Here is a 21,166-nt window from a genome sequence, read left to right on the forward strand (position 1 = left end):
GGTTTCACCGGGGTTTCCCGGTTTTTCCGACAACAGACTGATTGTAATGTCCCGCCGAAGAATAGGCTTAGCGGTTTTTTAAAGGCAAGGATTACATGAAGAAATGCTTGTCCCAGGCCATTTCAGGATGATTCTTCTTTCATCTACAAAGGTGCACACTTCGTGGTTTCTCAGAAGCAAGGACGGGTTGAAATGTGCCTCTTCCGTCCTTACCGGGGGAATTCTTCTTTCACCCACAACTATTGCATATGGCCAGTTCGCTTTGATCATGGATTGCGGGAAGAAAGGTTTTATTTCAGGTGAAAACCGTGAAGCATGACTTTCAGGGAAAAGTGTTGTATCTAAGACAAAAACAACGCAGTGTGCATCTAAGGCAAAAACCGCATAGCTTAAATTTTAAGCAATAACCCTCGCAGTCTGACTTTCTGTCAGTTTTATTTAAAAGATAACCTGTGCCGAACTTCATCTGTTTTTCCACATGTGCGGGAGCCTTCCGGGCATTTTCCTTTAAGACAAGGAGGCCCACCATAGCGAAAAACAGCAGGGGCAAGGGGTCTCGCTAGTTTTAACATGAGATATGCCATTTCACGGATCTCCCACTGTGCGCGGTTGCAAAGCCGCATACTGAAAAAATAGAGAAGTTCCCGTGCGTTCATGGTCATAATGATCTTCGTTTCCGTTGCATTTGGCAGGACGAAACGTGCATCTTCCCGTGCGGACTCGACAGCGCACCCTTTTTCTTCGAGCTTTTCAACGATATATATGTATGAACTGCTAGTCTCCTCCATGAGTCGTTCAAAATGAGCACGGAGTTCATTATCTTCCTTTATAGCCGGAGGAATGATATAGGAGAACCCGTCCTCCTCTCCAACATATCGCTGGGACTGTTGACTATATGATGCAAGACGGTGGCGGACGAGCTGATGCGAGCATGCGCGTGATATCCCCTCGACAGCGAAGGTGAAGGAGGCATGTTCAACAGGGCTCAAATGTCCCACTGCTATAAGTTTTTCAAGAAAGGCAGATTGATCATCTTTCCCGGTGTCGGAGAGAATCTGCTCAACATCTGCCGGACTGTAACAGAGTCTTGCCGCTGCGCTGATTGCCTTTTCAGGATCAGGCGTATGACTTATGAGTATTACCTTTAAATGTGTTTCCATGAATGCTCCTGTTATTCTTTGCATGCTTTATTCTTTGCACGCTTTGGTCATCGGACCGCAATGCATTATTTGTATTATAAAACGCAGACATTTGCAACATACCGGAGGTATTATTGCCATCCTTTTTATTGAAATGGTATTGTCAAAGGTTTATCACTGTATTTTTCTTGTTATTGAGCATTATTTGCCTCTGGTTCTTTCTCATTTGATAATGAGTAACCAGGTTTTTGCTGAAGTCCAGTTTGCCGGTCATAAGATAGATGATGGTGGTGATTTTGGCGGGAACTCAAAAAAATGGCTGTTAATAAATCAACCATATACATTCATCAGATATACTACATGATAATTTGTAACCTATTGATATAACACGTATATAAGTCTTTAAAGTTGGTTCTTCTAATCTGTAGACTCCGCATTCGAGTCGCGGCAGGCGTGTATAAAACAAGGGTTTACAAGAATATCAGGTCATTTCTTTTATAATTCACCACTCCTTTCAGGTGTGCTGTCTTTTCGCCCGGATGCCATAAATATGCAGGAACATTCTGTTGTAATGAGGGCAAAAAATTACTATAATCATCTGGTCAAACTATAAGGAGGCTTCCCGTCATGGAAATTATGGAAGGACACATTTATAAGGCATTCGATATGGAACTCAGGGAATTGAAGGAGAAGATTCTCCTTGAAGGCGGCCTGGTGGAAAGAGCAATACAGGATGCTATTAACGCTCTTCTTGAGAGACGTTCAGAGATTGCAGATAAGGTTATTGAGAACGATGATGTGGTGAATGCAAGGGAAGTAGAAATTGACGAGTTCTGTCTTAAACTGCTTGCCCTCCGGCAGCCGGCAGCAAGGGATTTAAGGTTTATCACCACAGCAATTAAAATCAACTATGACCTTGAAAGAATCGGCGATCTTGCTGTAAATATATGCGAGAGAGTTCTTGAGCTTAACAAAGAACCACAGTTAAAACCTTATATTGATATCCCTACCATGGCGAATATTGTACAACTCATGCTCAAGGAAAGTCTCGATGCCTTTGTGAAGGAAGATGTTGATCTGGCATTGAAGGTATCAAGAGATGATGAGCGGGTTGACCAGCTTCTCGACCAGGTTTTCAGAGAACTTCTTACATATATGATGCAGGATATGAGGACAATTTCAAGGGCAACACGGGTAATGTTCATTTCAAAGTCTCTGGAAAGAATAGCTGACCATGCTGTAAATATCGCCGAACTTGTCATATTTATGGCCGAAGGGAAGATCATAAGACACATCAAAAACCCTTCTGAGGATTAATTCCCCTATGTCTAATTCCAAGATACTCAGCTTAATACTGTTTTTGTCTGTGATAATGCTTTCATCATGCAATGATAACTCTACCAGTGGTGCGCATGGCAAAAAACATACTATTACAATAGCCGGATCAACATCTGTAATGCCGTTTATAGAAAAACTTTCAGATCATTTTATGGTTGACCGGCCCGGGTTTAGAGTAAATGTCCAGGGAGGCGGTTCAACTGCCGGTATTCAGGCATGTTTAAATAAAACTATTGAAATCGGTATGTCATCAAGGCAACTGAAACAGGAAGAAAAGGTATTAAATGATATTGTAATCTGTTATGACGGTATTTCAGTAGTTGTGCACCCTAAGAATCCAATCCGGGAACTGACTTTAAAACAGATAAGGGGTATATTCAGCGGACAAATAAAAAATTGGAAAGATCTGGGCTGGATTGACCGGAAAATAGATGCCATAACAAGGGAGGAAGGTTCGGGAACACGCGGCTCTTTTGAGGATCTTATTATGAAAGGCGAAGAGATATATGACGGGATCATGGTCCAGGATTCCAATGGATCAGTAAAGGAAATCGTTGCCACAGACCCCTATGCAATAGCATATATATCGCTCGGGCTTGTCGACAACAGGGTCATGGCTTTGTCAATTGACGGAATTACTGCAAGTCTTGAAAACATAAAGGCAAAGAAATATAAGATTGTAAGACCATTTATTTTTATCACAAACGGTAAGCCGAACGAGATTGTACAGACGTTTATTGACTATGTTCTTTCCATAGACGGCCAGAATATTCTTAAGAAAGAGGGGCTTATAGGCATAAAATGACAAGAATAAATTTTACAAAGGAACGTTTCGTAAAATATGTACTTACAATCTTTGCGCTCTCATCGCTTCTATTCCTTTTTTTGATTTTTATCTTTATTTTATATGAAGGTCTGCCTCTCTTTCATAAAATAGGATTGAAAAACATTATACTCGGTTTTAAATGGGCTCCGACAAAAGGCTCCTTCGGAATATTTCCCATGATCGTATCCTCTTTTCTTGTAACCTTCGGTGCCCTTGTTGTCGGTGCACCCATGGGACTTTCCTGTGCGATTTACCTCTCGGAATATTCAGGCAAAAAAATGAAGATGTTTTTAAAGCCTGCCCTTGAGCTTCTTGCCGGCATCCCTTCAGTGGTATACGGTTTTTTAGGGGTTGTTTATATAGTCCCTGTAGTAAGAAATTATTTTGGCGGCGCCGGATTTTCTCTCCTATCTACGTCTATTATCCTTGGGGTGATGATTTTGCCCACTGTAATAAGCATATCTTTTGATGCTATCACGAGCGTGCCGAGAACCTATCGGGAAGGTTCCTTTGCCATGGGGGCTACAAAATGGCAAACGATTTACAAAGTAGTCATTCCCTCTGCCAAATCGGGCATTCTGGCGAGCTTTATCCTCGGGATGGGAAGGGCTATAGGAGAGACAATGGCAGTTATCATGACTGCTGGTAATGCCCTGAAGATACCGACAAGCATCCTTGATCCGCTAAGGACTCTGACTGGTAATATTGCACTGGAACTTTCATATGCTACAGGAGACCACCGGCAGGGTCTTTTTTCAACTGGCGTTGTCCTTCTTGTGATTATTATGATTCTTAATTATATAGCTAATTTTGGAATAAAGAAAAAGGTGATAAGGTGAGGATTAAACCAAGACTGGTAGATAAAATAGTGCGAATATGCTTCAATTTTCAGGCATTTTTTACCGTGGGAATACTTGTAGTAATTGTGGCTGTCATTTGTTTTAAAGGTGCTCCGCATATAAGCCTCGGATTTATCTTTTCTTCTCCTGAGGATATGGGCAGGCATGGAGGCATATTCTCGACGATTATCGGGACCGTGCTTCTTGTGTTGCTGTCAATATTTCTTGCTACCCCTCTTGGAGTCGGGACAGCAATCTTTCTAACAGAATACACAAAGGAATCAGTGTTTACCAAGATCATACGTTTCGGTGTAGAATCGCTTGCAGGGATCCCTTCTATTCTCTATGGACTTTTTGGTTTTATATTTTTTGTTATAAAGCTGAAAATGGGCTGGTCAGTCCTGTCAGGTGTGTTAACCATAACGATAATGATCCTCCCAACAATAATAAGAACAAGCGAAGAGGCAATAAAGGCTGTTCCAAGGAATTTAAGGATTGTAAGCTACTCGCTAAGCGCAACAAGATGGGAAACCGTCAAAAAAGTAGTAATACCTTCAGCAGTCCCGGGGATATTGACAGGAATTATGTTAAGCGTAGGAAGAGCAGTCGGCGAAACAGCGGCAACATTGTTTACCACGGGAAGTTCTTTAAAACTCCCCACATCATTAATGGATTCAAGCAGAACAATGGCCGTCCATTTTTATATCCTTGCACGTGAAGGCATTTCCATGGAAAAAGCCTATGCTACCGCTCTTGTGCTTGTTTTGAGTATTCTTCTGATTAATATTATTGCCTATTATCTTATGAACAAGATGGTTTCAAAATATTCGTGAGTGATATATGGATATTAAAATAAAGGTAGAAAAATTAAGTGTATCTTTCGGGAAAAATAAGGTTTTGAAAGATATTGATGTTGATGTGCACAGGCATATGGTTACAGGGTTTATGGGGCCTGCCGGAAGCGGTAAATCTACATTAATATCAATTCTGAACAGGATGATAGAGTTTGAAGACAATGTCAGTATCGAGGGCAAAGTCATTATTAATGGTATTGACATTATCAATGGTAATATAAATTCTGTGGAATTGAGAAGGCAGATCGGGACTGTATTTGCTGTTCCCATACCATTGCCCCGTTCAGTTTATGAAAATATTGCCTATGGTCCGAGACTGAAGGGTATAAAAGACAAGGAAGAGATTTACGCAATTGTAAAAGAAAGCCTTAAAAAGGCATTTTTATGGGATGAAATGAAAGACAGGCTTCAGATATCGGCATTAAAGTTGTCCGGCGGACAGCAGCAAAGGCTTTGTCTTGCGCGGACCCTTGCGTTGATGCCTGAGATAATATTACTTGATGAGCCGTGCTCAGGACTGGACCCTATATCTACCGCAAAAATAGAAGATGCTTTGAGCGAACTCAAGAAAGAATATACCATTATACTTGTTTCTAACAATACCAAACAAATTGCACGCATTACAGACTATTCGGCCTTTTTCTATCTTGGAGATCTTGTTGAGTACGGGCCGACTGAAAGGGTGTTTACCTACCCGTCAGAAAAAAAGACTGAAGACTACATCTCAGGGAAGTTCGGATGATGAATAACATTGCCCTTTCAACAGAAAAACTTAATATGTATTACGGTGATTTCTATGCGTTGAAGAATGTGGACTTTAACGTTTATAAAAAATCAATTACAGCTCTCATAGGGCCTTCGGGCTGCGGCAAATCAACGTTGCTGCGTTGTTTCAACAGGATGAATGACCTTATTGATGATGTAAAAATCACAGGCGATATTTTTGTAAATCAGCAGCATATAGAGGAGATAGACATAATTGAACTGCGGAAAAAGGTGGGAATGGTCTTTCAAAGACCCAATCCGTTTCCTTTTACAGTCTATGAGAATATGGTATACGGCTTAAAGATACATGGCCTGACCAACAGAAGAAAAGATCACGAAATTGTGGAGCGATGCCTAATGGCTGTCGGGTTATGGGATGATTTGAAAGATAAATTGCATATGCCTGCGCTCAGCCTTTCTGAAGAGATGAAACAGAGGCTTTGTGTGGCAAGACTTCTTACTGTTGAACCTAAAATTATTCTCCTTGATGAACCCTGCTCGGCTCTTGACCCTATCGCAACTTTGAGAATAGAAGAGCTTATGTTGGAACTTAAAAAAGGCTATACGATCCTTATTGTTACCCACAATATGCAGCAGGCGGCAAGAGTTTCCGATTACACTGGTTTTATGCTTCTCGGTGATCTCGTGGAATTTGGAAAGACATCTCAGATATTTACATCTCCTAATGATGGAAGGACTGAAGGATATATAACCGGCAGATTCGGTTAACTCTTGATTTTTAAGAAAAAGCCATGTAAAATTCACTAAATTTTATTCTATTTTTATTCTCATAAAAGGAGTCTAAATGAAAAAGTATGAGCCTGATTCTATTAGAAATGTTGGAATTTTTTCGCATGGGGGGGAAGGTAAAACATCAATTGTTGAGGCCATGCTTTTTCTTTCGGGAGAAAACACCAGACTTGGAAAGGTTGATGATGGTACATCCTTAATGGACTATGAGCCCGAAGAGGTTGAAAGAAAAATAACCATATCGTCTTCTCTTGCCTGTTTTGAATGGGATAAGCACAAAATAAATTTTATCGATACTCCAGGTGATGACAATTTTGTAGCTGATGCCAAATCATGCATGCGGGTTGTTGACGGAGCTGTGATTGTAGTAAGCGCTGTGTCAGGAGTTCAGGTACAGACAGAAAAGGTATGGCAGTATGCCAACGAATTTTCCATCCCGGTTTGTTTATTTGTAAATAAAATGGATCGTGAGAGGGCTGATTTTGAACGCACCATTGAGGATATTCGGAAAAATTTTTCAGATAAATCAATTCTTGCCATCCAACTACCCATTGGCAAAGAGGAAAATTTCAAAGGTATTATAGACCTCCTTACCATGAAGGCATTTGTTTATAAAGGGGATACCTCCGGAGAATATGATGTTGCAGCAATCCCACCGGAATTGGTTGATGAAGCGAATAAGTACAGAGAAAAGCTTATCGAGACTTCAGTTGAGATAGATGATGAGGTCATGGAACGATATCTCAACGGTGATGATATAAACAATGAAGAGATTGAAAAATGCTTGAGAGAAGGTATATTAAGTAGAAAGATTGTCCCTGTGATGTGTGGTTCTGCAGTGAAAAATATAGGTGCCAATATATTGCTTGACACTATAGTGAAATATTTTCCTTCCCCTGCATATAAAAAAGAAGCGGAAGGGATAGACCCTAAGACAGGAAATGTAATAAAAAGGGAATTTTCTTCAGATAAAAATTTCAGCGCTTTTGTATTTAAGACCATTACCGATCCCTTTGCAGGAAAATTAACTCTCTTCAGGGTATATTCCGGGGAGATCCACCCTGATATGACTGTTATCAATGCTACAAATGAGGAGAAGGAGCGAATCGGACAGATATTCTATCTCGTTGGCAAGAAACAGAAACCTGCCGGCTCAGCATCTGCAGGTGATATCGGAATTGTAGCGAAACTGAAAACAGTTGCCACCGGGGACACTCTCTGTGACGAAAAAGCGCCGATCAAGTATGAAGGGGTTGTAAGCACCCCGCCGCTCATATCTTTCTCTTTGCAGCCAAAATCCAAAGGAGATGAAGACAAGCTTAATACTTCACTTGCCAGGCTAATGGAAGAAGACCAGACAGTCAAATACACGAGGGACGAGCAGACAAAGGAATTCATTTTGTCCGGCATGGGACAGGTCCACATAGAAGTAATTGTTGAAAGGATGAAGAGAAAATTTGGTGTTGATGTTGAGCTGAAAGAGCCGAAAGTACCATATAAGGAAACCATAAAAGGAACTACAAAAGTACAGGGTAAATACAAAAAACAGTCAGGCGGTAAGGGACAATATGGTGATACGTGGCTTGAACTCGCACCTCTCCCGCGGAATGCAGGGTTTGAATTTGTAGATAAGATAGTAGGAGGGGCAATCCCAAGACAATATATACCTGCCGTTGAAAAGGGTATAGTTGAGGCTATGAACCAGGGTATACTTGCCGGGTATCCTGTAATTGATTTTAAAGTTATACTCTATGACGGATCGTACCATGATGTGGACTCCTCTGAAATGGCTTTTAAAATTGCCGGATCCATGGGATTCAAGAAAGGTCTGGAGATGTGTCAGCCGACACTCCTTGAACCGATCTCAAAGATAGAGGTTACAGTACCTGACGAATACATGGGTGATGTTATGGGTGATTTGAATTCAAGAAGAGGTAAGATCATCGGTGTTGAATCAAAGGGTAAAAACCAGGTAGTAAAAGCAACTGTGCCCATGGCAGAGATTCTAAAATATGCTCCGGACCTCAAGTCAATGACCGGCGGCAGAGGTGTATTTACCATAGAATTTTCTCATTATGAAGAGCTTCCTGCACACTTGGCTCCAAAGGTTATCGAACAGGCCAAAAAGGACAAAGAACAGGAAAAATAGTACAATTTTTAATTTTGGATTGTTGATTTTTGCTTTAGAATCAGCAATCCAAAAAAACTAAAAATAAATTTTATGAGAGCCGTTGTACAACGTGTAAAAAAGGCATCCGTAGAGGTTGAGGGCAGGATTGTCGGTCAGATAGGAAGGGGGGCTCTTGTGCTCCTTGGTATTGGCAAAGGCGATAGTGCCCTTGACATACAATGGATGCTTGATAAAATTGTAAACCTGCGGATATTTGAAAATGAGGATGGGAAGCTTAATGAATCCCTCATCGATATCAACGGCGAACTTCTTGTAGTTTCACAGTTTACACTTTACGGGGATTGTTCTAAAGGGAGAAGGCCTTCATTTACCGATGCTATGGAAGCAAAAGAGGCGAAAAGTCTTTTTGAATTGTTCGTTGCGAAGGCAAGAGAGCAGGTAAGAAAAGTTGAGAGTGGTATTTTTCAGGCTTCCATGGATGTGTCATTGATAAACGAAGGTCCTGTAACATTAATAATAGACAATAAAAACAACAGCAAGCGCTAATCAATCAGAGCCATTCTACGTTTTTCAGTCCCCTTTTTATGCCTCTTTGATATTTATATTTCGGATAACCTACTATTATTGAGGCGACTACATTACAATTATCCGGTATCGAAAATAACTTTCTTAACTCAGCTTTTCTTTCGATTGCCGGTGGAATGATATCCATTACAGATCCGCCCAAACCCAGAGAATGGGCAGCCAGGAAACCATATGTGGCAGCGATATAGATATCAGCCATGATATCCTCATCATTACTGTCAGCAAGAAATAATATCATTGCCGGGGCATGTCGTGTAATTGCGTCTTCAGTTCCCGACTTCATCTCAGGCAATTTTGCTTTCAATAAAGGTAATAAATGGTTTTTCATTGTTTTAAATTTTTGTTTTCCAACCTCTTTTTTAATGAAGAACCTCATTACAGGATTGCCCATTGCTTTCACAAAATAGTCGTAAAACTCCACCATATGCGGCAATGCCTTCATAATTAGATTTGAATCCTGTACGACTATGATCCTGGTTTTTAATGGCGGGAAACTTGGAGGAGCAAAGGATATTGCTTGAATTATTTTTTCCAGTAAATCTTTAGGCACTGGTTTATCTTGAAAATTACGGATTGCCCTGCGTGTATAGAGCATGTTAAAAAACGTATTTTCGTATGAATCTTCTTCAGGTAAATCAAAAAAGTCTTTTTTATATGATAGTCCCTTTATGTTTATCGATTTTACAGGGCAAATTGACATGCATTGTCCGCATTGAAAACAAAGATGGCCCCTATCTGGCCGTAATGTCATTATTCCACGGTTATTATCCTTTAATATTATCTTATTGGGGCAAACCTCGGCGCATAAACCACATTTTTTGCAGATGTCTGTGTTAAAGGTGATGTTGTCTTCCATAGTTTACCAGCAATCAGATTGCAATCTTGTTGCTTATTTTGTGCCCGGCAAGGGTTGACGCAGATCAAAGATTGGGACTTCTTTGCCCGCTCCAGGACCTAATAATCCCAATATGCTTTGCTTTTGCTCGGGTAATGCAGGTATTTTTTGCGTATCTGCAGATTTTTGTTTTTCCTGAACATTTTTTGTTAATTGCTCAGCCGGTAAAGAAGCCGGCAAATTTTCTACCTGACCTGAAGAAAATTCATTCGGAAATTCCCATAAAGTTACTGTATTTTTTGAGGGATATTTTACAAGCATATAATTTTTAGGTAACTGATATTTCTTCAGATCAGACCCGTTTAGGACGTATATTTTTGGTGATATGCTTACGAGAGGCGAAAGTGTATATACTGTTTGATTATTGCCTGTGCTCTGAGTGAATCCGGTATAAGGAAGTATGATAAGTAAAAGAGAAATAAAGGATATTTTTTTCATCACTAATCCTGAAAAATGAAAATATACTTTCGATTGGATAATGTCAAGGAAGAAATTACTGGAGTTTTCTTACTATTTCAATGGATGTAAATATAAAGATGTTTTGCTTCCTGCCAGCGCACCAACCCGTAGGGTGGGTTGTCTGCGGAGTTGATACGATAATCATTGTATCACAAAATAAAAAAAGGCAGAGCATTATAAGCTCTGCCTTTAATTGATCCATGGATTATTTTATTATCCCAAGTATTTTTTTCTGAATCCTACGAGACTAAGAAGTCCGGGACCAAGCAGCCACGCAGCGCCGGAGATGGGAACGGGTGTGTTAACAGGTGTGTAGAGTGTGTCTTTAATCTCACACGAATTTATACCTTGTATCTTATTTCCTATAGTTGCATTAGCACCACCAGTGTTTTGAAAGTTGAAGTCTTCTGCAACGAGGCCGGTTTTAGTTATGTTGTATTTTGTAATGTCGGTGCCATCAAAACGGTTCACCCCATTACCAGTCTGAAATGTAAGCAGGATATCGAAACCTTTCGTCAAATTTCCGCCACCGTTCAATTTTTGCTTATCTTGACTTGTTTTAAGAATGCTGGTAGCCATTGGACCGGAAAGATACGTAAAGGTCAGATCGCTCGGTTCAATTTTCGGGTTGACGTTGCTGACGTTGAGGGCTACTTCAGAGATGAACTCTAAAGCATTACTGAGATTAGAGGTTAATGCCAATTGTACCTTGCCGATTGATACTGTTGTGAAATCAACCGTGAGCCATGGATGGCTAAGATCAAGAGCACTTTTTGGCGTATAAGATCCAGGAATCACTGTGCTCAAGTAATAAGTGTAAGAAGCTTTCGCATGATTAACAGCAAAAGCGACAATAAATAGAATTGCCAATGTCAGTATAATGCATTTTTTCATCTGAGATTCTCCTTTTAAACCTGATAAAAACATACTCAAATCATATTCCTTTGACTTTCCACTCCTACCTTCATAGGAAACATAGTCATATCAGAATGTTTTAACAATGTATAACAAATAAATTATATTGTCTGTAGGATATCTTTGACAATGCATGTAGGATAAGTGCGACAAATTTAAAAGCAGAAAAGAACATTTTCATTTCTTTCACTTATCAGGATCATAATAATTTTGCATAAAAATACAAATTATAAAATTCAACACGTAATCCTTGCTTCCGGGAACCATGAAGCATAAAAAATGAAAAAGCTTACCCAACCCTTACAAAACTCCCCGTGTAAAAAATATTAAAGGTAAATTGCTGCTAAATACAAATAGTTATCTCCAGAATGCGGTCAATCCTGAAAGTACGTTCATTTCTGCGGAGACAGCAATAGGCCCTGAGACCCTCAAACATCTTCCCCCTGTATTCCATGTCCTCAATTGAAATGGGGCGTATTGTACGAAGCGACTTTGTGTCATCAGGTTTCAGATAAAGAATTTCGAGGTTTATTCCCCGTTTTATTGCGTCATCAATTATCCTGTGCCTCTCTTTGTAGTTTACCTTCTCATCAGCCTTTCTGTATTGGAACCGTGTGAGGAACTGAACTACACGCCAATCCATGCGGATATGGGATTTTGTAATCTTTTTTGTTAGGATAATTCCGGCAAAGCTTGTACAGCGGCTCAATGCCACATAGACCTGACCGTGTGCAAATGTGCCTCGGCCGATGTCTATAACGACCTTGTCAAAGGTCTTTCCCTGGCTCTTGTGGATTGTAACGGCCCAGGCAAGACGGATGGGGTACTGGGTAAATGCAGCTGTTTTTCTGGTTAAAATCCGTTTTGTTGCTCTATCATACTGATATTCGAAGAGTTCCCATGTGTGTGGTGTTACTTCAACAGTTTCACCGTTCTGTAGTTTCACTAGAACACAATCATTTTCATTGTCATCTTTTCCCATGCCTGAAACCATACCCAGGCTCCCGTTTACCCAACGGCCATATTTATCATTATTAACGAGCATAACCTGTGCCCCCTGCTTCAGTTTCAAGGTTTCTTCAGCAGGAAGCGAAGAGCGGTCGAATGCTCCGTTGAGAACGCCATCATAGTGCACCGCAAATCCTGGAAGTGCGTCAAGTTTTTCCAGATTTCTTACTGTTGCAAGTTCATTGGTGCTTGTAAGCGTGATATAGAATCCGTAATCTGGCGGTACAAAATCGGGGTGATGATTTTGGTTTAATCTTTCCATATCCTCATCTGTGCAGGATCTGTTGCGTATGGAATTAAGGAGCGCAATAAAATCGGCTTCAGTCTGACGGTAAACCTTTTCCAGTTCGATAAACTCCATGTCAAAAGTTTGTTCCTTGAATACCTGTGCTGAAAAGAAGTAGGGTGTCTCGTAACGATGAGTGAAGATTTCCTTTTCGGCCGTAGTTACAACAGGCGGAAGCTGATAAAGATCGCCGATAAAGACCATCTGAATGCCGCCGAACCATTGCTTCCGGTACGGTCCGTTTAGGCGCAGAAATTTCTCTATGCAATCGAGGATATCCGCCCGGACCATTGAGACCTCGTCAATGATAATTGTATCAAATGCTTTGTAAATACCTGCCGCCTGCCCTGCTAGTTTTTTTATCTTTTCGGGTGTTATGCCCGGTTTGAAACCGAAGAATGAGTGGATGGTCTGACCCTGGATATTTAATGCCGCAACGCCGGTTGGAGCAAGAACAGCTATTTCTTTATTGGTGGTTTGCCGGAAATAGTCAAGAAGTGTTGATTTTCCTGTGCCAGCTTTACCTGTGATGAACACATGGCAGCTTGAATTTTCCATGATATCAAGGGCTTTGCGAAACTCGGGGTTAATGTCTATGGGCTGTTTTTTCATTTCCTATTCCGGAGTTATAGCAGTATGAGTGCAGGTTAACCCCTTGCTTGATGTGCCTGTAAAACCTGTATGCCAGTGTGATGCACCACATGTTTATGGCTTTTTAAAGATATATTTTATTATTTCTTCCGTGTAAAATCATCAGGAGATGAAGGCATATTCCCAATCACAAGAACTTTTAACTTTTTAATGATCTCATGATCCTCGCCTAAATGAGGTAAAAGTGATTGTATTGCACGGCCGACCGTACCATCGCACAGATCCTGAAATTCCTGTCTTACTTCAGGCGGTATGTCATTATAATCTCTTATTGCATGATCTACCCATGGAGTTAAAGGTCCGATATCGTCCTTATTTCTTGCGTAGACATAACCTTCCAAGGATCCTGCTTTTGCCGCAAAGTCATATACTTTTCTATATAATCCCATAAAACCTCCTTATTATGAATTGTAAGTAACCCCAATCAGTATATTTGACAAAGCTATGAAAAGTCAAATATCAGGGTGACTATAGGCAATCTTTATTGCTGAAAATATTTTATATCCATGCAACCCTTTCTGTTGGTCGGATTAAATGCTTCCAAAAAAAATATTACAGGGTGAAGCATGTAGAAAACCTGTGGATACTTTTATTGGCAACTGAGACTAAATTATGTGTGAGTATTCTTCCATTTGTTTAAGTTTCAACAACATAGTGGCGATAATTAAATTAAATGAAAACCCAGGGGGTAATATGGGAACAAACATGTCAAACATTCTGCTTGAATCTGGTACAAATGAAGTAGAAGTACTGGAACTATTTATCGACGAAGAAAATGATTACCGTGGTTTTTACGGGGTTAATGTAGCAAAAGTGCTTGAAATCATACCAATACCTAAAAATATTATAAAGCCGCCGAATCTTTCAAGCACCTGTGCTGTGGGCATGTTTAACCACCGGGATAAAATTGTTATTCTTATTGACCTTGCTATGTGGCTTGGCAGAAAAAGAACAGAAAACAGACCGGCTAATGTACTGATTACAGAATTCAACAATATTGTTACGGCTTTTCTTGTTTCAGGTGTGACCAGAATTCATCGTTTAACCTGGGCTGACATAAAACCATTAGACTCTTATCTTGAGGGATTGAGCGATTCAATTACCGGGGTAATCCATCTGGAAGACAGAATAGTTTTCCTTCTTGATCTTGAAAAGACGATTGCTGATTTGAATCCTGAATTGGCCATAAAAGAATCATCCTCAGAAGCAGATGAAGTGCTCCTTGATGCTCCGGATCAGCCGATAAAGATTTTGCATGCAGATGATTCCAGCGTTATTCGCACTACTGTTAAAAAGCGTCTGGAAGAGGTCGGACAGTTTACTGTTCAATCTGCGATAAACGGAGATAAAGCATGGGCATTCCTCGCAGATATAAAAAAACTCTCACGTGAAAAGGATTGCAGCCTTACGGACTTTATTGAAGTAGTGCTGACTGATATTGAGATGCCCGGTATGGACGGGTATCATTTATGCAAAAAGATTAAAGAAGATCCTGATCTGAAATCAATACCGGTTGTGCTTTTTTCTTCACTGATAACTGATAAACTTATTCATAAAGGAGAGTCTGTAGGGGCTGACGGCCAATTTTCCAAACCGGACCTCACTCTGATGGGACATATAAAAAAGCTGGTCAATGAAAGAAGGGCAGCGGCGTAGAAGGTTTATCTTTTTAAGATAAATTTTGCCCCAGATAATCACATTTTCCATTATCGTGAACTCCTATAATATTGCATGCAGTTTCAAGATATTCTTCAATCCCTTCAAGAAAGGCGGTTAGCGTAGGCCATATGAGATATGATGCAATATTGAGTTTTTTTCGCAATGCGATTGTGCACCTTTCTTCTCAATGGTTATAACCCTTAGAAATCATTAAAATACAAGAATCAACATGACAAAACTTGCTATCAGAAAGACGCAAATTATCATTAAACTTACAAAGGATATTTTCGATATGCCGGCAAGCTTTTCCATGAAATCCATCAGGTGTGATATGTCAAGCCCCGATGTTGTGGCTATCATTTTAATTGGTATGCTCAGGCGTATTACTGTTGTACTTACATAGATCACAAGGAATGAGATAAAAACCCATAACCCGTAATCAACAAATGAAAGCAAAAGATGCCTGTTATCGCTTATTGCCAGAAGAGGTTTGGGATCAAAAAAGGAAAAAACAATGTAAAAAATAAGAATAACACCGGCAGTAAGTAATGAAATCCCGCATCGGAAAAGCTCCTTTGACAATCGCAAAAAAAGCCCGTTTTCTTCCTCGTTGAACTCATATTCCCTGGTGCACTGTGTCATTTTTCTTCACCTCTTTTTTTTATGTTCTTAAGGATTAAACAAATGAGGCACGAATCTGCTCAAATTATTTGTTATCGGTGTTTTATCCTCGCGGATCCCTATACCGGCAGATTCGTTTCCTACAATCCATGATCCAACTACAGGGTAATTCCCTGAATAGTCGGGCAGTTCCTGATATGCCTGGTATATAACCTGTGGTTTGCCGCGGGAGAAATGATCTCTTACATGGATATCTTCCCCCTCACGCGAAAAAAACGGTTTTTCCACATAAACAACTGATGAGTTTTGTGGTTCGAAATATGCCGGTAGGAGATTTTTGTGTCCGGGATACATCTCCCAGAGAATAGGCAGAATAGCTTTATTACTTAGTATCATTTTCCAGGCTGGCTCTAAGAGAGTTATATTTGTTGTGGCAAGATATTGCGAGAAATCCTCTTTGATGATCCATTCCCAAGGGTATAGCTTAAAAAGAAAACGTATCGGATTATTATTAAGATCTACAAATCTGAAATTTTCAGAATCATACCCAATATCATCAATATAGACTTGCTCAGTTTTTATGCCGGCTTGTATCGCCGTATCTCTGATGTATTCAGTTGTTGTATAATCTTCCAGGTTTCTTTTTACAGAAGAGGCATAGAACGTTTCAAAACCGACAAATCTTTTTATTTCCCCTTCCATAATATCAAGGAGTTTTTCATGGATAGAGTTAAATTGGTCCTTTTTGGGATATAATTCCTGCAGCCAGTAATACTGAACAACACTTGCCTCAAAGAGTGCTGTTGGTGTGTCTGCGTTAAACTCAAGAAGTTTTGGATCCGATTTCCCGTCATACCAGAAATCGAACCGACCGTAAATGGAAGGCTCTCTGTCCCGCCATGATTTTTTAGCATATTGGAAATATTTTTCCGGAATGTCCAATTTTTCATTAAGGTTATTCCATAACACATAATCAACAAGCTTAAGACACATTTCGTAAAGCTCATTGGTAACAGACTCGATGTGGTCAATCTGGTCCGACTCTAATTCGTAGTGAACAGATTCATCCCAATAGGGCAAACCGTCAATTTCGTAAAAATAAAAACCAACGTTCTGCACCTTTTCCTGCCAGTTATGTCTGATCTTCTCGCCTGTTATTCTTTTCATAAAGTCTACGAGGAAATAGATCTCATTGCTGTGCTTCCCCAACCTGCCCTTGTAATGCCCATTGCTTTTCTGGTCCCCAGGGAAGGATTGCGTGTTGGATCGTTCATTTGTGAAGGCCGGTACCAGGGTCCATAGTAATGGCTTCTGTAGCCGGTTGGTGTTTTTTCCTTCTCTTCCTGACATTTTTTAGGGTCATTGAAATCCTGCACGCAGTCATCCCAGCTTGCATATTGGTTTCGAATATCCCTTTCGCACCCTAAAAAAATGGTACTGGTAAGTAAAACTAATGTAATGGCCTTTGACTTTTTCATGGCTTAAGAACTCTTTGATGCGATAAAGCTATCATTTTTATCATCATATTGGTCAATTATATAATATAAACCCCATTGCTTCGAAACATTTTTTACAAAATATTTCTAACCAATGAGGAATCGGGGGCTTTATTATAAGACTGCCAACATCATTGAAGGCCGGGGCTTTGGAAATGATTATTTAATTGCTCAAATCACCAATCGCCAGATTGGCCTGTAAAATCTGTACTGCTAAAGCTTGAACTCACCCACAATTTCCTGTAAATAGCCTGACAGTGTTAATAATGATGCAGCTACCTGTGTTGTTGCATTCGCGCTTGTTGACGTCTGTTTCGATACCACGACTATAATTCGATGTCCTGGTTTATCTCTTCTGAGGCGGTTGCCATCCCTTGTATAGCAGAGGTAATCTTGTTGTAGCATCAAATAGTGATTGAAGTGTCTTCTTTATAAAACTTGACTGAGCGACTGAATATTTCTTTATCCGGCAAAAGAACGTTGCCGGAATAATTAAACCATGATATAAATGAATAAATATTCTGCATTTCGACACTGCAATGGGGGTATACATGGAAACCGACAATACCATATTTCTGGAAGTTCTTGAATGGTTTGATGATACAGGTAAAGAGATCGTGCACAGAGTGCCTGAAAAGGGTTCCGGAGAGATCAAATACGGTGCCCAGCTTACAGTAAGAGAAAGCCAGGCAGCGGTCTTCTTTTATCAGGGAAGAGCGCTTGATGCATTCGGTGCAGGTAGACATATGCTTTCAACGGCCAATATACCGATCATTATAAAAATACTAAGTATTCCCTGGGGGATGAGAAGCCCGCTTCGAGCTGAGGTTTATTTTGTAAATATGAAGGAATTCCCTAATTTGAAATGGGGGACAAGAGATCCGGTAGCATTCAGGGACAGCGAACTTGGTCTTATCCGTCTGCGTGCCTTCGGAGTTTTTAAGATCAGAGTACTCCAGCCCGTGCTTTTCATAAACACACTTACGGGCACACAAGGGATATATACAATGGAAGAAATCGAAGAATATCTGGGCAGCGTTATTGTATCGCGTTTCAATGATTATCTTGGTGAACACCTTGATACAGTCTTCAATCTTCCCGGAAAATACGAAGTCATAGCCCAGGGGCTTATCAAAGAACTTAAGAATGATTTTGACCATTTTGGACTTGGGCTTTCAGGACTTTACATAAACTCTATTACCCCGCCGCAGGAAGTGCAGAAAGCAATTGATGATAAAAGCAAGCTTGGTATTTTTGACGATTTGAATCGTCTGCTTCAAATGAAAGCTGCCATGGCACTTGAAAAATCCTCGGAGACACAAGGCGAAGCTGCTTCAGTTATGGGGATGGGATTTGGCCTAATGATGCCCGCCATGTTTGCAAATACCTTTAAGGGAAATCAGGGTGCCGATCAATACACTCTGCATTGCCCGGATTGTAAACAGACCATTCCAGAGGACGCAAAATTTTGTCACCATTGCGGCCACCAGATCCTTATTTTTAATCAATGCAGTAAATGCGGAAAGAACCTTCCTCCCAATGCCAGGTTTTGTCCGATATGTGGAACCCCTGCTTCAGAAAAACCACAACCTGTGAAATGTTCTCATTGCGCAACCGACAATCTCCCGAAATCAATATTCTGTAATCAGTGCGGTGGAAAACTCTCTTAACAAAAACTGGAGTATCCGGTGCCAGTGTCCTCAATGTAGCGCCCCTGTGACGCTTAATGAAACAGACCGTATTCTTTCCTGCCCCTTTTGCAGAGTAAGGCTCTTTTTTTCACCGGGTGACTATGCGCGATACTGCCTACCAATAAATGAAAAATTCTCTGATGAACCGTATTTTGTCCCTTACTGGCGTTTTAAAGGAATGTTTTTTTCATGCGAAGGAAATGAAATAAAAAAGGTGATTATTGATACAACTGCCCTTGCTTTCAAGAAGCTGCCTCTGGCTGCTTCATTGGGCTTACGCCCGCAGGCCATGGAACTTAAATTTGTGACCCCGGATATAAAAGGTAAATTTCTGGCCTGCGACGTATTGTCAGATAGTATAATGCAAAGAACGGAAGACCGGAGCAGACCTTTGAATACAGTATATGCGCAACCCACCGTATTCCACAAGGCCTGTATCGGTGAGATTTTAAGCATGATCTACATGCCGGTATTTATAGAGAAGAGCACTGTTTTTGACGGTATTCTTGCACAACCTCTTGCTGCTTTAAGCCTGAACGATATGAAGGCATTCTCTGCTTGCGATGAGGCCATTTATAGTGAAATGCAGTTCATCTCTGCTTTATGCCCGAACTGTGGATGGAGCCTCGAAGGCGAAAGAGACAGTATTATATTGGGTTGCGGTAATTGCAGCTCCGTCTGGCATATATCAGGCTCAGGACTTAAGCGCACAGATTTTGCTGTTATTCCAGGAAAAGGCGAGGGGATATCATACTTGCCCTTCTGGCGCATCAAAGCTCAAGTAAAAGGTCTTGAGCTAAATTCGTATGCAGATCTAATAAGATTGGCCAATCTGCCGAAGGTGATACAGAAAGAATGGTATGATGCTGATCTCTTCTTCTGGGTGCCTGCCTTTAAGGTGCACCCAGATCTGCTGCTTAGAATCGGACGATTTGTTACTATTGCCCAACTGCAGGAGGACTTAACCGGCTATCTACCAAAGGAATCTGTGCATCCTGTTACGCTTCCCCTTACTGAAGCGGAGGAATGCCTGAAAATTATTCTTGCCGATATCGCGATAGCAAAGAAGAAGATCTTTCCCTCGTTGAAGGATGTCGAGATAAAATCGACAGAGACCCTACTTGTATATTTGCCTTTTACTAATGATAGGGATGATCTTTTCTGTCCGCAGGCTAGACTTATCATACCAAAAAATGCTCTAAAGTATGGCCGGAACCTCTAAACTATTCTGTGAGCTTAACACGCCCATCATGAGACCTGTTTATGTAAATCATAAATCAGTACTTCACCACGGGTATTGAATCGGACAGGAATACCTGAAGCTCCAACCCCGGCATTAGTTATGCCTTGCATTTCAAGATATTTCCAATATCCCTGGAAATATTTCCGACCCCGATTCAAGTGAGTTATAAGCGGCTTTCCACCTGGCAAGCATATCTGACCTGCATGGGTATGGCCGCAGAGGTACAAACAAACTCCCATTTCAGCGGCAACATCATAGAGCTCAGGTGAATGGACCAGGGCGATGGAAAACTCGTTATCGGCATATTCCAGTGCATGCAATGCCTGATCAGTATAGTAATAGTGTACGTCGTCTGTGCCGATTATTCTGATTTTTTCATTACCCTGATGAATAAAACAGGATGAATTGACCAGCATGGTAATGCCGATTTGTTCCATGGGATTGAGCATGTGACATCCATCATGATTACCGAGAACTCCAACGAATCCATGTTTGCTATTGATATGCCCAACCAGATATTCAAGGCTATTGATAATATGCTTGTGGAGTCCGTGTAGTTTTGTGCGGTAATCTCCTGTTAGCAAACATAAATCTACAGTTCTATTTTCCAGAATACGCAAAATATTATCTTCAATCCCTTCCATGCTGTCAAGGTGTAGGTCAGAGAGATGGAGAATTGTAAATCCCTCAAATGCTTGCGGTAAATTGGAAAAGTATAGAGGCATCTCTCTTAATAAAATACTTTCTGCGTTATGCACCCCTTTTTGATACAGGTTTATAAGATGCAATACGAATCCGAGAGTTTTCATCATGAAAAGCAACTGATACCAGTGATGGCGTCCCCTGTTTCCGTATCGTCTGGTTTTTAAATTATCCATTTCCATTCGAAAACGATTGTTAGCCCATATTTGTCTCCGGTTGATTAATCTTTGTTCGGGAAACAAAGGTTCAGGTTTTGAGAACTCATCCAAAACGATTGTGCCGGAAGGTGAATGTGATGATAGGGTATCCATAC

The 21,166-nt window shown here is 40.6% G+C and carries 23 protein-coding genes; 13 read left to right on the forward strand and 10 right to left on the reverse strand.

Annotated elements, in window-relative coordinates; all coding sequences use genetic code 11:
• The first annotated feature begins 103 nt into the window (after positions 1-103).
• Complete coding sequence (locus NT010_06360) at positions 104-319, forward strand: hypothetical protein (protein MCX5805676.1); 216 nt, start codon at positions 104-106, stop codon at positions 317-319.
• A gap of 115 nt (positions 320-434) precedes the next feature.
• Here the strand turns inward: NT010_06360 and thyX are convergent, their stop codons facing one another.
• Positions 435-1,160 carry an FAD-dependent thymidylate synthase gene (gene thyX, locus NT010_06365; protein MCX5805677.1) on the reverse strand — a complete coding sequence of 242 codons (726 nt, stop codon included), beginning with the start codon at positions 1,158-1,160 and terminating at the stop codon, positions 435-437.
• Between the two features lie 91 nt (positions 1,161-1,251).
• On the opposite strand from thyX, the gene NT010_06370 reads away from it, so the two are divergent.
• From NT010_06370 to dtd, 9 genes are all read left to right on the forward strand, one after another.
• The gene (locus tag NT010_06370) at positions 1,252-1,503 is read left to right on the forward strand and encodes a hypothetical protein (protein MCX5805678.1); all 252 of its coding nucleotides are present in this window, start codon (positions 1,252-1,254) and stop codon (positions 1,501-1,503) included.
• Positions 1,504-1,766: 263 nt separating this feature from the next.
• Entirely contained in the window at positions 1,767-2,456 is a 690-nt protein-coding gene (gene phoU, locus NT010_06375; protein MCX5805679.1) for a phosphate signaling complex protein PhoU, read from the forward strand.
• A gap of 7 nt (positions 2,457-2,463) precedes the next feature.
• Complete coding sequence (locus NT010_06380; protein ID MCX5805680.1) at positions 2,464-3,282, forward strand: phosphate ABC transporter substrate-binding protein; 819 nt, start codon at positions 2,464-2,466, stop codon at positions 3,280-3,282.
• Positions 3,279-4,142, forward strand: a complete 864-nt coding sequence (gene pstC, locus NT010_06385; protein MCX5805681.1) for a phosphate ABC transporter permease subunit PstC — start codon at positions 3,279-3,281, stop codon at positions 4,140-4,142. Before NT010_06380 ends, pstC begins: the two co-directional genes overlap by 4 nt.
• Positions 4,139-4,975, forward strand: coding sequence for a phosphate ABC transporter permease PstA (gene pstA, locus NT010_06390; protein ID MCX5805682.1), 837 nt, complete (start codon positions 4,139-4,141; stop codon positions 4,973-4,975). The genes pstC and pstA overlap by 4 nt, the downstream gene beginning before the upstream one ends.
• A gap of 7 nt (positions 4,976-4,982) precedes the next feature.
• Positions 4,983-5,738, forward strand: coding sequence for a phosphate ABC transporter ATP-binding protein (locus tag NT010_06395; GenBank protein MCX5805683.1), 756 nt, complete (start codon positions 4,983-4,985; stop codon positions 5,736-5,738).
• Positions 5,735-6,490, forward strand: coding sequence for a phosphate ABC transporter ATP-binding protein PstB (pstB, locus tag NT010_06400; GenBank protein MCX5805684.1), 756 nt, complete (start codon positions 5,735-5,737; stop codon positions 6,488-6,490). The genes NT010_06395 and pstB overlap by 4 nt, the downstream gene beginning before the upstream one ends.
• A 76-nt stretch (positions 6,491-6,566) precedes the next feature.
• Positions 6,567-8,660 carry an elongation factor G gene (gene fusA, locus NT010_06405; protein ID MCX5805685.1) on the forward strand — a complete coding sequence of 698 codons (2,094 nt, stop codon included), beginning with the start codon at positions 6,567-6,569 and terminating at the stop codon, positions 8,658-8,660.
• 72 nt (positions 8,661-8,732) lie between these two features.
• Entirely contained in the window at positions 8,733-9,188 is a 456-nt protein-coding gene (dtd, locus tag NT010_06410) for a D-aminoacyl-tRNA deacylase (GenBank protein MCX5805686.1), read from the forward strand.
• A 4-nt stretch (positions 9,189-9,192) separates the two neighbouring features.
• Here dtd and NT010_06415 read toward each other — a convergent pair whose 3' ends face one another.
• From NT010_06415 to NT010_06435, 5 genes are all read right to left on the reverse strand, one after another.
• The gene (locus tag NT010_06415; GenBank protein ID MCX5805687.1) at positions 9,193-10,083 is read right to left on the reverse strand and encodes a nitroreductase family protein; all 891 of its coding nucleotides are present in this window, start codon (positions 10,081-10,083) and stop codon (positions 9,193-9,195) included.
• Between the two features lie 33 nt (positions 10,084-10,116).
• Entirely contained in the window at positions 10,117-10,560 is a 444-nt protein-coding gene (locus NT010_06420) for a hypothetical protein (GenBank protein MCX5805688.1), read from the reverse strand.
• A gap of 234 nt (positions 10,561-10,794) precedes the next feature.
• The gene (locus tag NT010_06425) at positions 10,795-11,475 is read right to left on the reverse strand and encodes a hypothetical protein (GenBank protein ID MCX5805689.1); all 681 of its coding nucleotides are present in this window, start codon (positions 11,473-11,475) and stop codon (positions 10,795-10,797) included.
• 364 nt (positions 11,476-11,839) lie between these two features.
• On the reverse strand, positions 11,840-13,402 hold the full coding sequence (locus NT010_06430; protein ID MCX5805690.1) for an AAA family ATPase: 1,563 nt from the start codon (positions 13,400-13,402) through the stop codon (positions 11,840-11,842).
• Positions 13,403-13,521: 119 nt separating this feature from the next.
• Positions 13,522-13,830 (reverse strand): hypothetical protein, encoded by a 309-nt coding sequence (locus NT010_06435; GenBank protein MCX5805691.1) that lies wholly within the window; start codon positions 13,828-13,830, stop codon positions 13,522-13,524.
• Positions 13,831-14,134: 304 nt separating this feature from the next.
• Between NT010_06435 and NT010_06440 the strand changes: the two genes are divergently transcribed.
• A complete protein-coding gene (locus tag NT010_06440; protein ID MCX5805692.1) occupies positions 14,135-15,097 on the forward strand; it encodes a chemotaxis protein in 963 nt (320 codons plus the stop codon).
• Between the two features lie 213 nt (positions 15,098-15,310).
• On the opposite strand, the gene NT010_06445 is transcribed toward NT010_06440, so the two are convergent.
• The 3 genes from NT010_06445 to NT010_06455 are packed head-to-tail and all read right to left on the reverse strand — an operon-like array spanning position 15,311 to position 17,199.
• Positions 15,311-15,742: a hypothetical protein gene (locus NT010_06445; protein MCX5805693.1), complete on the reverse strand. Its 432-nt coding sequence runs from the start codon at positions 15,740-15,742 to the stop codon at positions 15,311-15,313.
• 27 nt (positions 15,743-15,769) lie between these two features.
• Complete coding sequence (locus NT010_06450) at positions 15,770-16,888, reverse strand: glutathionylspermidine synthase family protein (protein ID MCX5805694.1); 1,119 nt, start codon at positions 16,886-16,888, stop codon at positions 15,770-15,772.
• A 5-nt stretch (positions 16,889-16,893) separates the two neighbouring features.
• Positions 16,894-17,199 carry a hypothetical protein gene (locus NT010_06455; protein MCX5805695.1) on the reverse strand — a complete coding sequence of 102 codons (306 nt, stop codon included), beginning with the start codon at positions 17,197-17,199 and terminating at the stop codon, positions 16,894-16,896.
• Positions 17,200-17,768: 569 nt separating this feature from the next.
• Here NT010_06455 and NT010_06460 point away from each other — a divergent pair.
• A complete protein-coding gene (locus NT010_06460) occupies positions 17,769-18,887 on the forward strand; it encodes an SPFH domain-containing protein (protein ID MCX5805696.1) in 1,119 nt (372 codons plus the stop codon).
• A 46-nt stretch (positions 18,888-18,933) separates the two neighbouring features.
• Positions 18,934-20,130 carry a hypothetical protein gene (locus tag NT010_06465; protein MCX5805697.1) on the forward strand — a complete coding sequence of 399 codons (1,197 nt, stop codon included), beginning with the start codon at positions 18,934-18,936 and terminating at the stop codon, positions 20,128-20,130.
• A gap of 26 nt (positions 20,131-20,156) precedes the next feature.
• Here NT010_06465 and NT010_06470 read toward each other — a convergent pair whose 3' ends face one another.
• Positions 20,157-21,164, reverse strand: coding sequence for a metallophosphoesterase (locus tag NT010_06470; GenBank protein MCX5805698.1), 1,008 nt, complete (start codon positions 21,162-21,164; stop codon positions 20,157-20,159).
• Positions 21,165-21,166: the final 2 nt, after the last annotated feature.

This window comes from Pseudomonadota bacterium (assembly GCA_026388275.1).
In the GTDB taxonomy this organism is placed as follows: Bacteria; Desulfobacterota; Syntrophorhabdia; order Syntrophorhabdales; family Syntrophorhabdaceae; genus JAPLKB01.

Excerpts from the sequence above, each read along its gene's own strand:
- NT010_06360 (MCX5805676.1), top strand. The coding sequence starts at position 104 with ATGCTTGTCCCAGGCCATTTCAGGATGATTCTTCTTTCATCTACAAAG.
- thyX (MCX5805677.1), bottom strand. The coding sequence starts at position 1,160 with ATGGAAACACATTTAAAGGTAATACTCATAAGTCATACGCCTGATCCT.
- phoU (MCX5805679.1), top strand. The coding sequence starts at position 1,767 with ATGGAAATTATGGAAGGACACATTTATAAGGCATTCGATATGGAACTC.
- NT010_06380 (MCX5805680.1), top strand. The coding sequence starts at position 2,464 with ATGTCTAATTCCAAGATACTCAGCTTAATACTGTTTTTGTCTGTGATA.
- pstC (MCX5805681.1), top strand. The coding sequence starts at position 3,279 with ATGACAAGAATAAATTTTACAAAGGAACGTTTCGTAAAATATGTACTT.
- NT010_06395 (MCX5805683.1), top strand. The coding sequence starts at position 4,983 with ATGGATATTAAAATAAAGGTAGAAAAATTAAGTGTATCTTTCGGGAAA.
- pstB (MCX5805684.1), top strand. The coding sequence starts at position 5,735 with ATGATGAATAACATTGCCCTTTCAACAGAAAAACTTAATATGTATTAC.
- fusA (MCX5805685.1), top strand. The coding sequence starts at position 6,567 with ATGAAAAAGTATGAGCCTGATTCTATTAGAAATGTTGGAATTTTTTCG.
- dtd (MCX5805686.1), top strand. The coding sequence starts at position 8,733 with ATGAGAGCCGTTGTACAACGTGTAAAAAAGGCATCCGTAGAGGTTGAG.
- NT010_06415 (MCX5805687.1), bottom strand. The coding sequence starts at position 10,083 with ATGGAAGACAACATCACCTTTAACACAGACATCTGCAAAAAATGTGGT.
- NT010_06420 (MCX5805688.1), bottom strand. The coding sequence starts at position 10,560 with ATGAAAAAAATATCCTTTATTTCTCTTTTACTTATCATACTTCCTTAT.
- NT010_06425 (MCX5805689.1), bottom strand. The coding sequence starts at position 11,475 with ATGAAAAAATGCATTATACTGACATTGGCAATTCTATTTATTGTCGCT.
- NT010_06430 (MCX5805690.1), bottom strand. The coding sequence starts at position 13,402 with ATGAAAAAACAGCCCATAGACATTAACCCCGAGTTTCGCAAAGCCCTT.
- NT010_06435 (MCX5805691.1), bottom strand. The coding sequence starts at position 13,830 with ATGGGATTATATAGAAAAGTATATGACTTTGCGGCAAAAGCAGGATCC.
- NT010_06440 (MCX5805692.1), top strand. The coding sequence starts at position 14,135 with ATGGGAACAAACATGTCAAACATTCTGCTTGAATCTGGTACAAATGAA.
- NT010_06445 (MCX5805693.1), bottom strand. The coding sequence starts at position 15,742 with ATGACACAGTGCACCAGGGAATATGAGTTCAACGAGGAAGAAAACGGG.
- NT010_06450 (MCX5805694.1), bottom strand. The coding sequence starts at position 16,888 with ATGAAAAGAATAACAGGCGAGAAGATCAGACATAACTGGCAGGAAAAG.
- NT010_06455 (MCX5805695.1), bottom strand. The coding sequence starts at position 17,199 with ATGAAAAAGTCAAAGGCCATTACATTAGTTTTACTTACCAGTACCATT.
- NT010_06460 (MCX5805696.1), top strand. The coding sequence starts at position 17,769 with ATGGAAACCGACAATACCATATTTCTGGAAGTTCTTGAATGGTTTGAT.
- NT010_06470 (MCX5805698.1), bottom strand. The coding sequence starts at position 21,164 with ATGGATACCCTATCATCACATTCACCTTCCGGCACAATCGTTTTGGAT.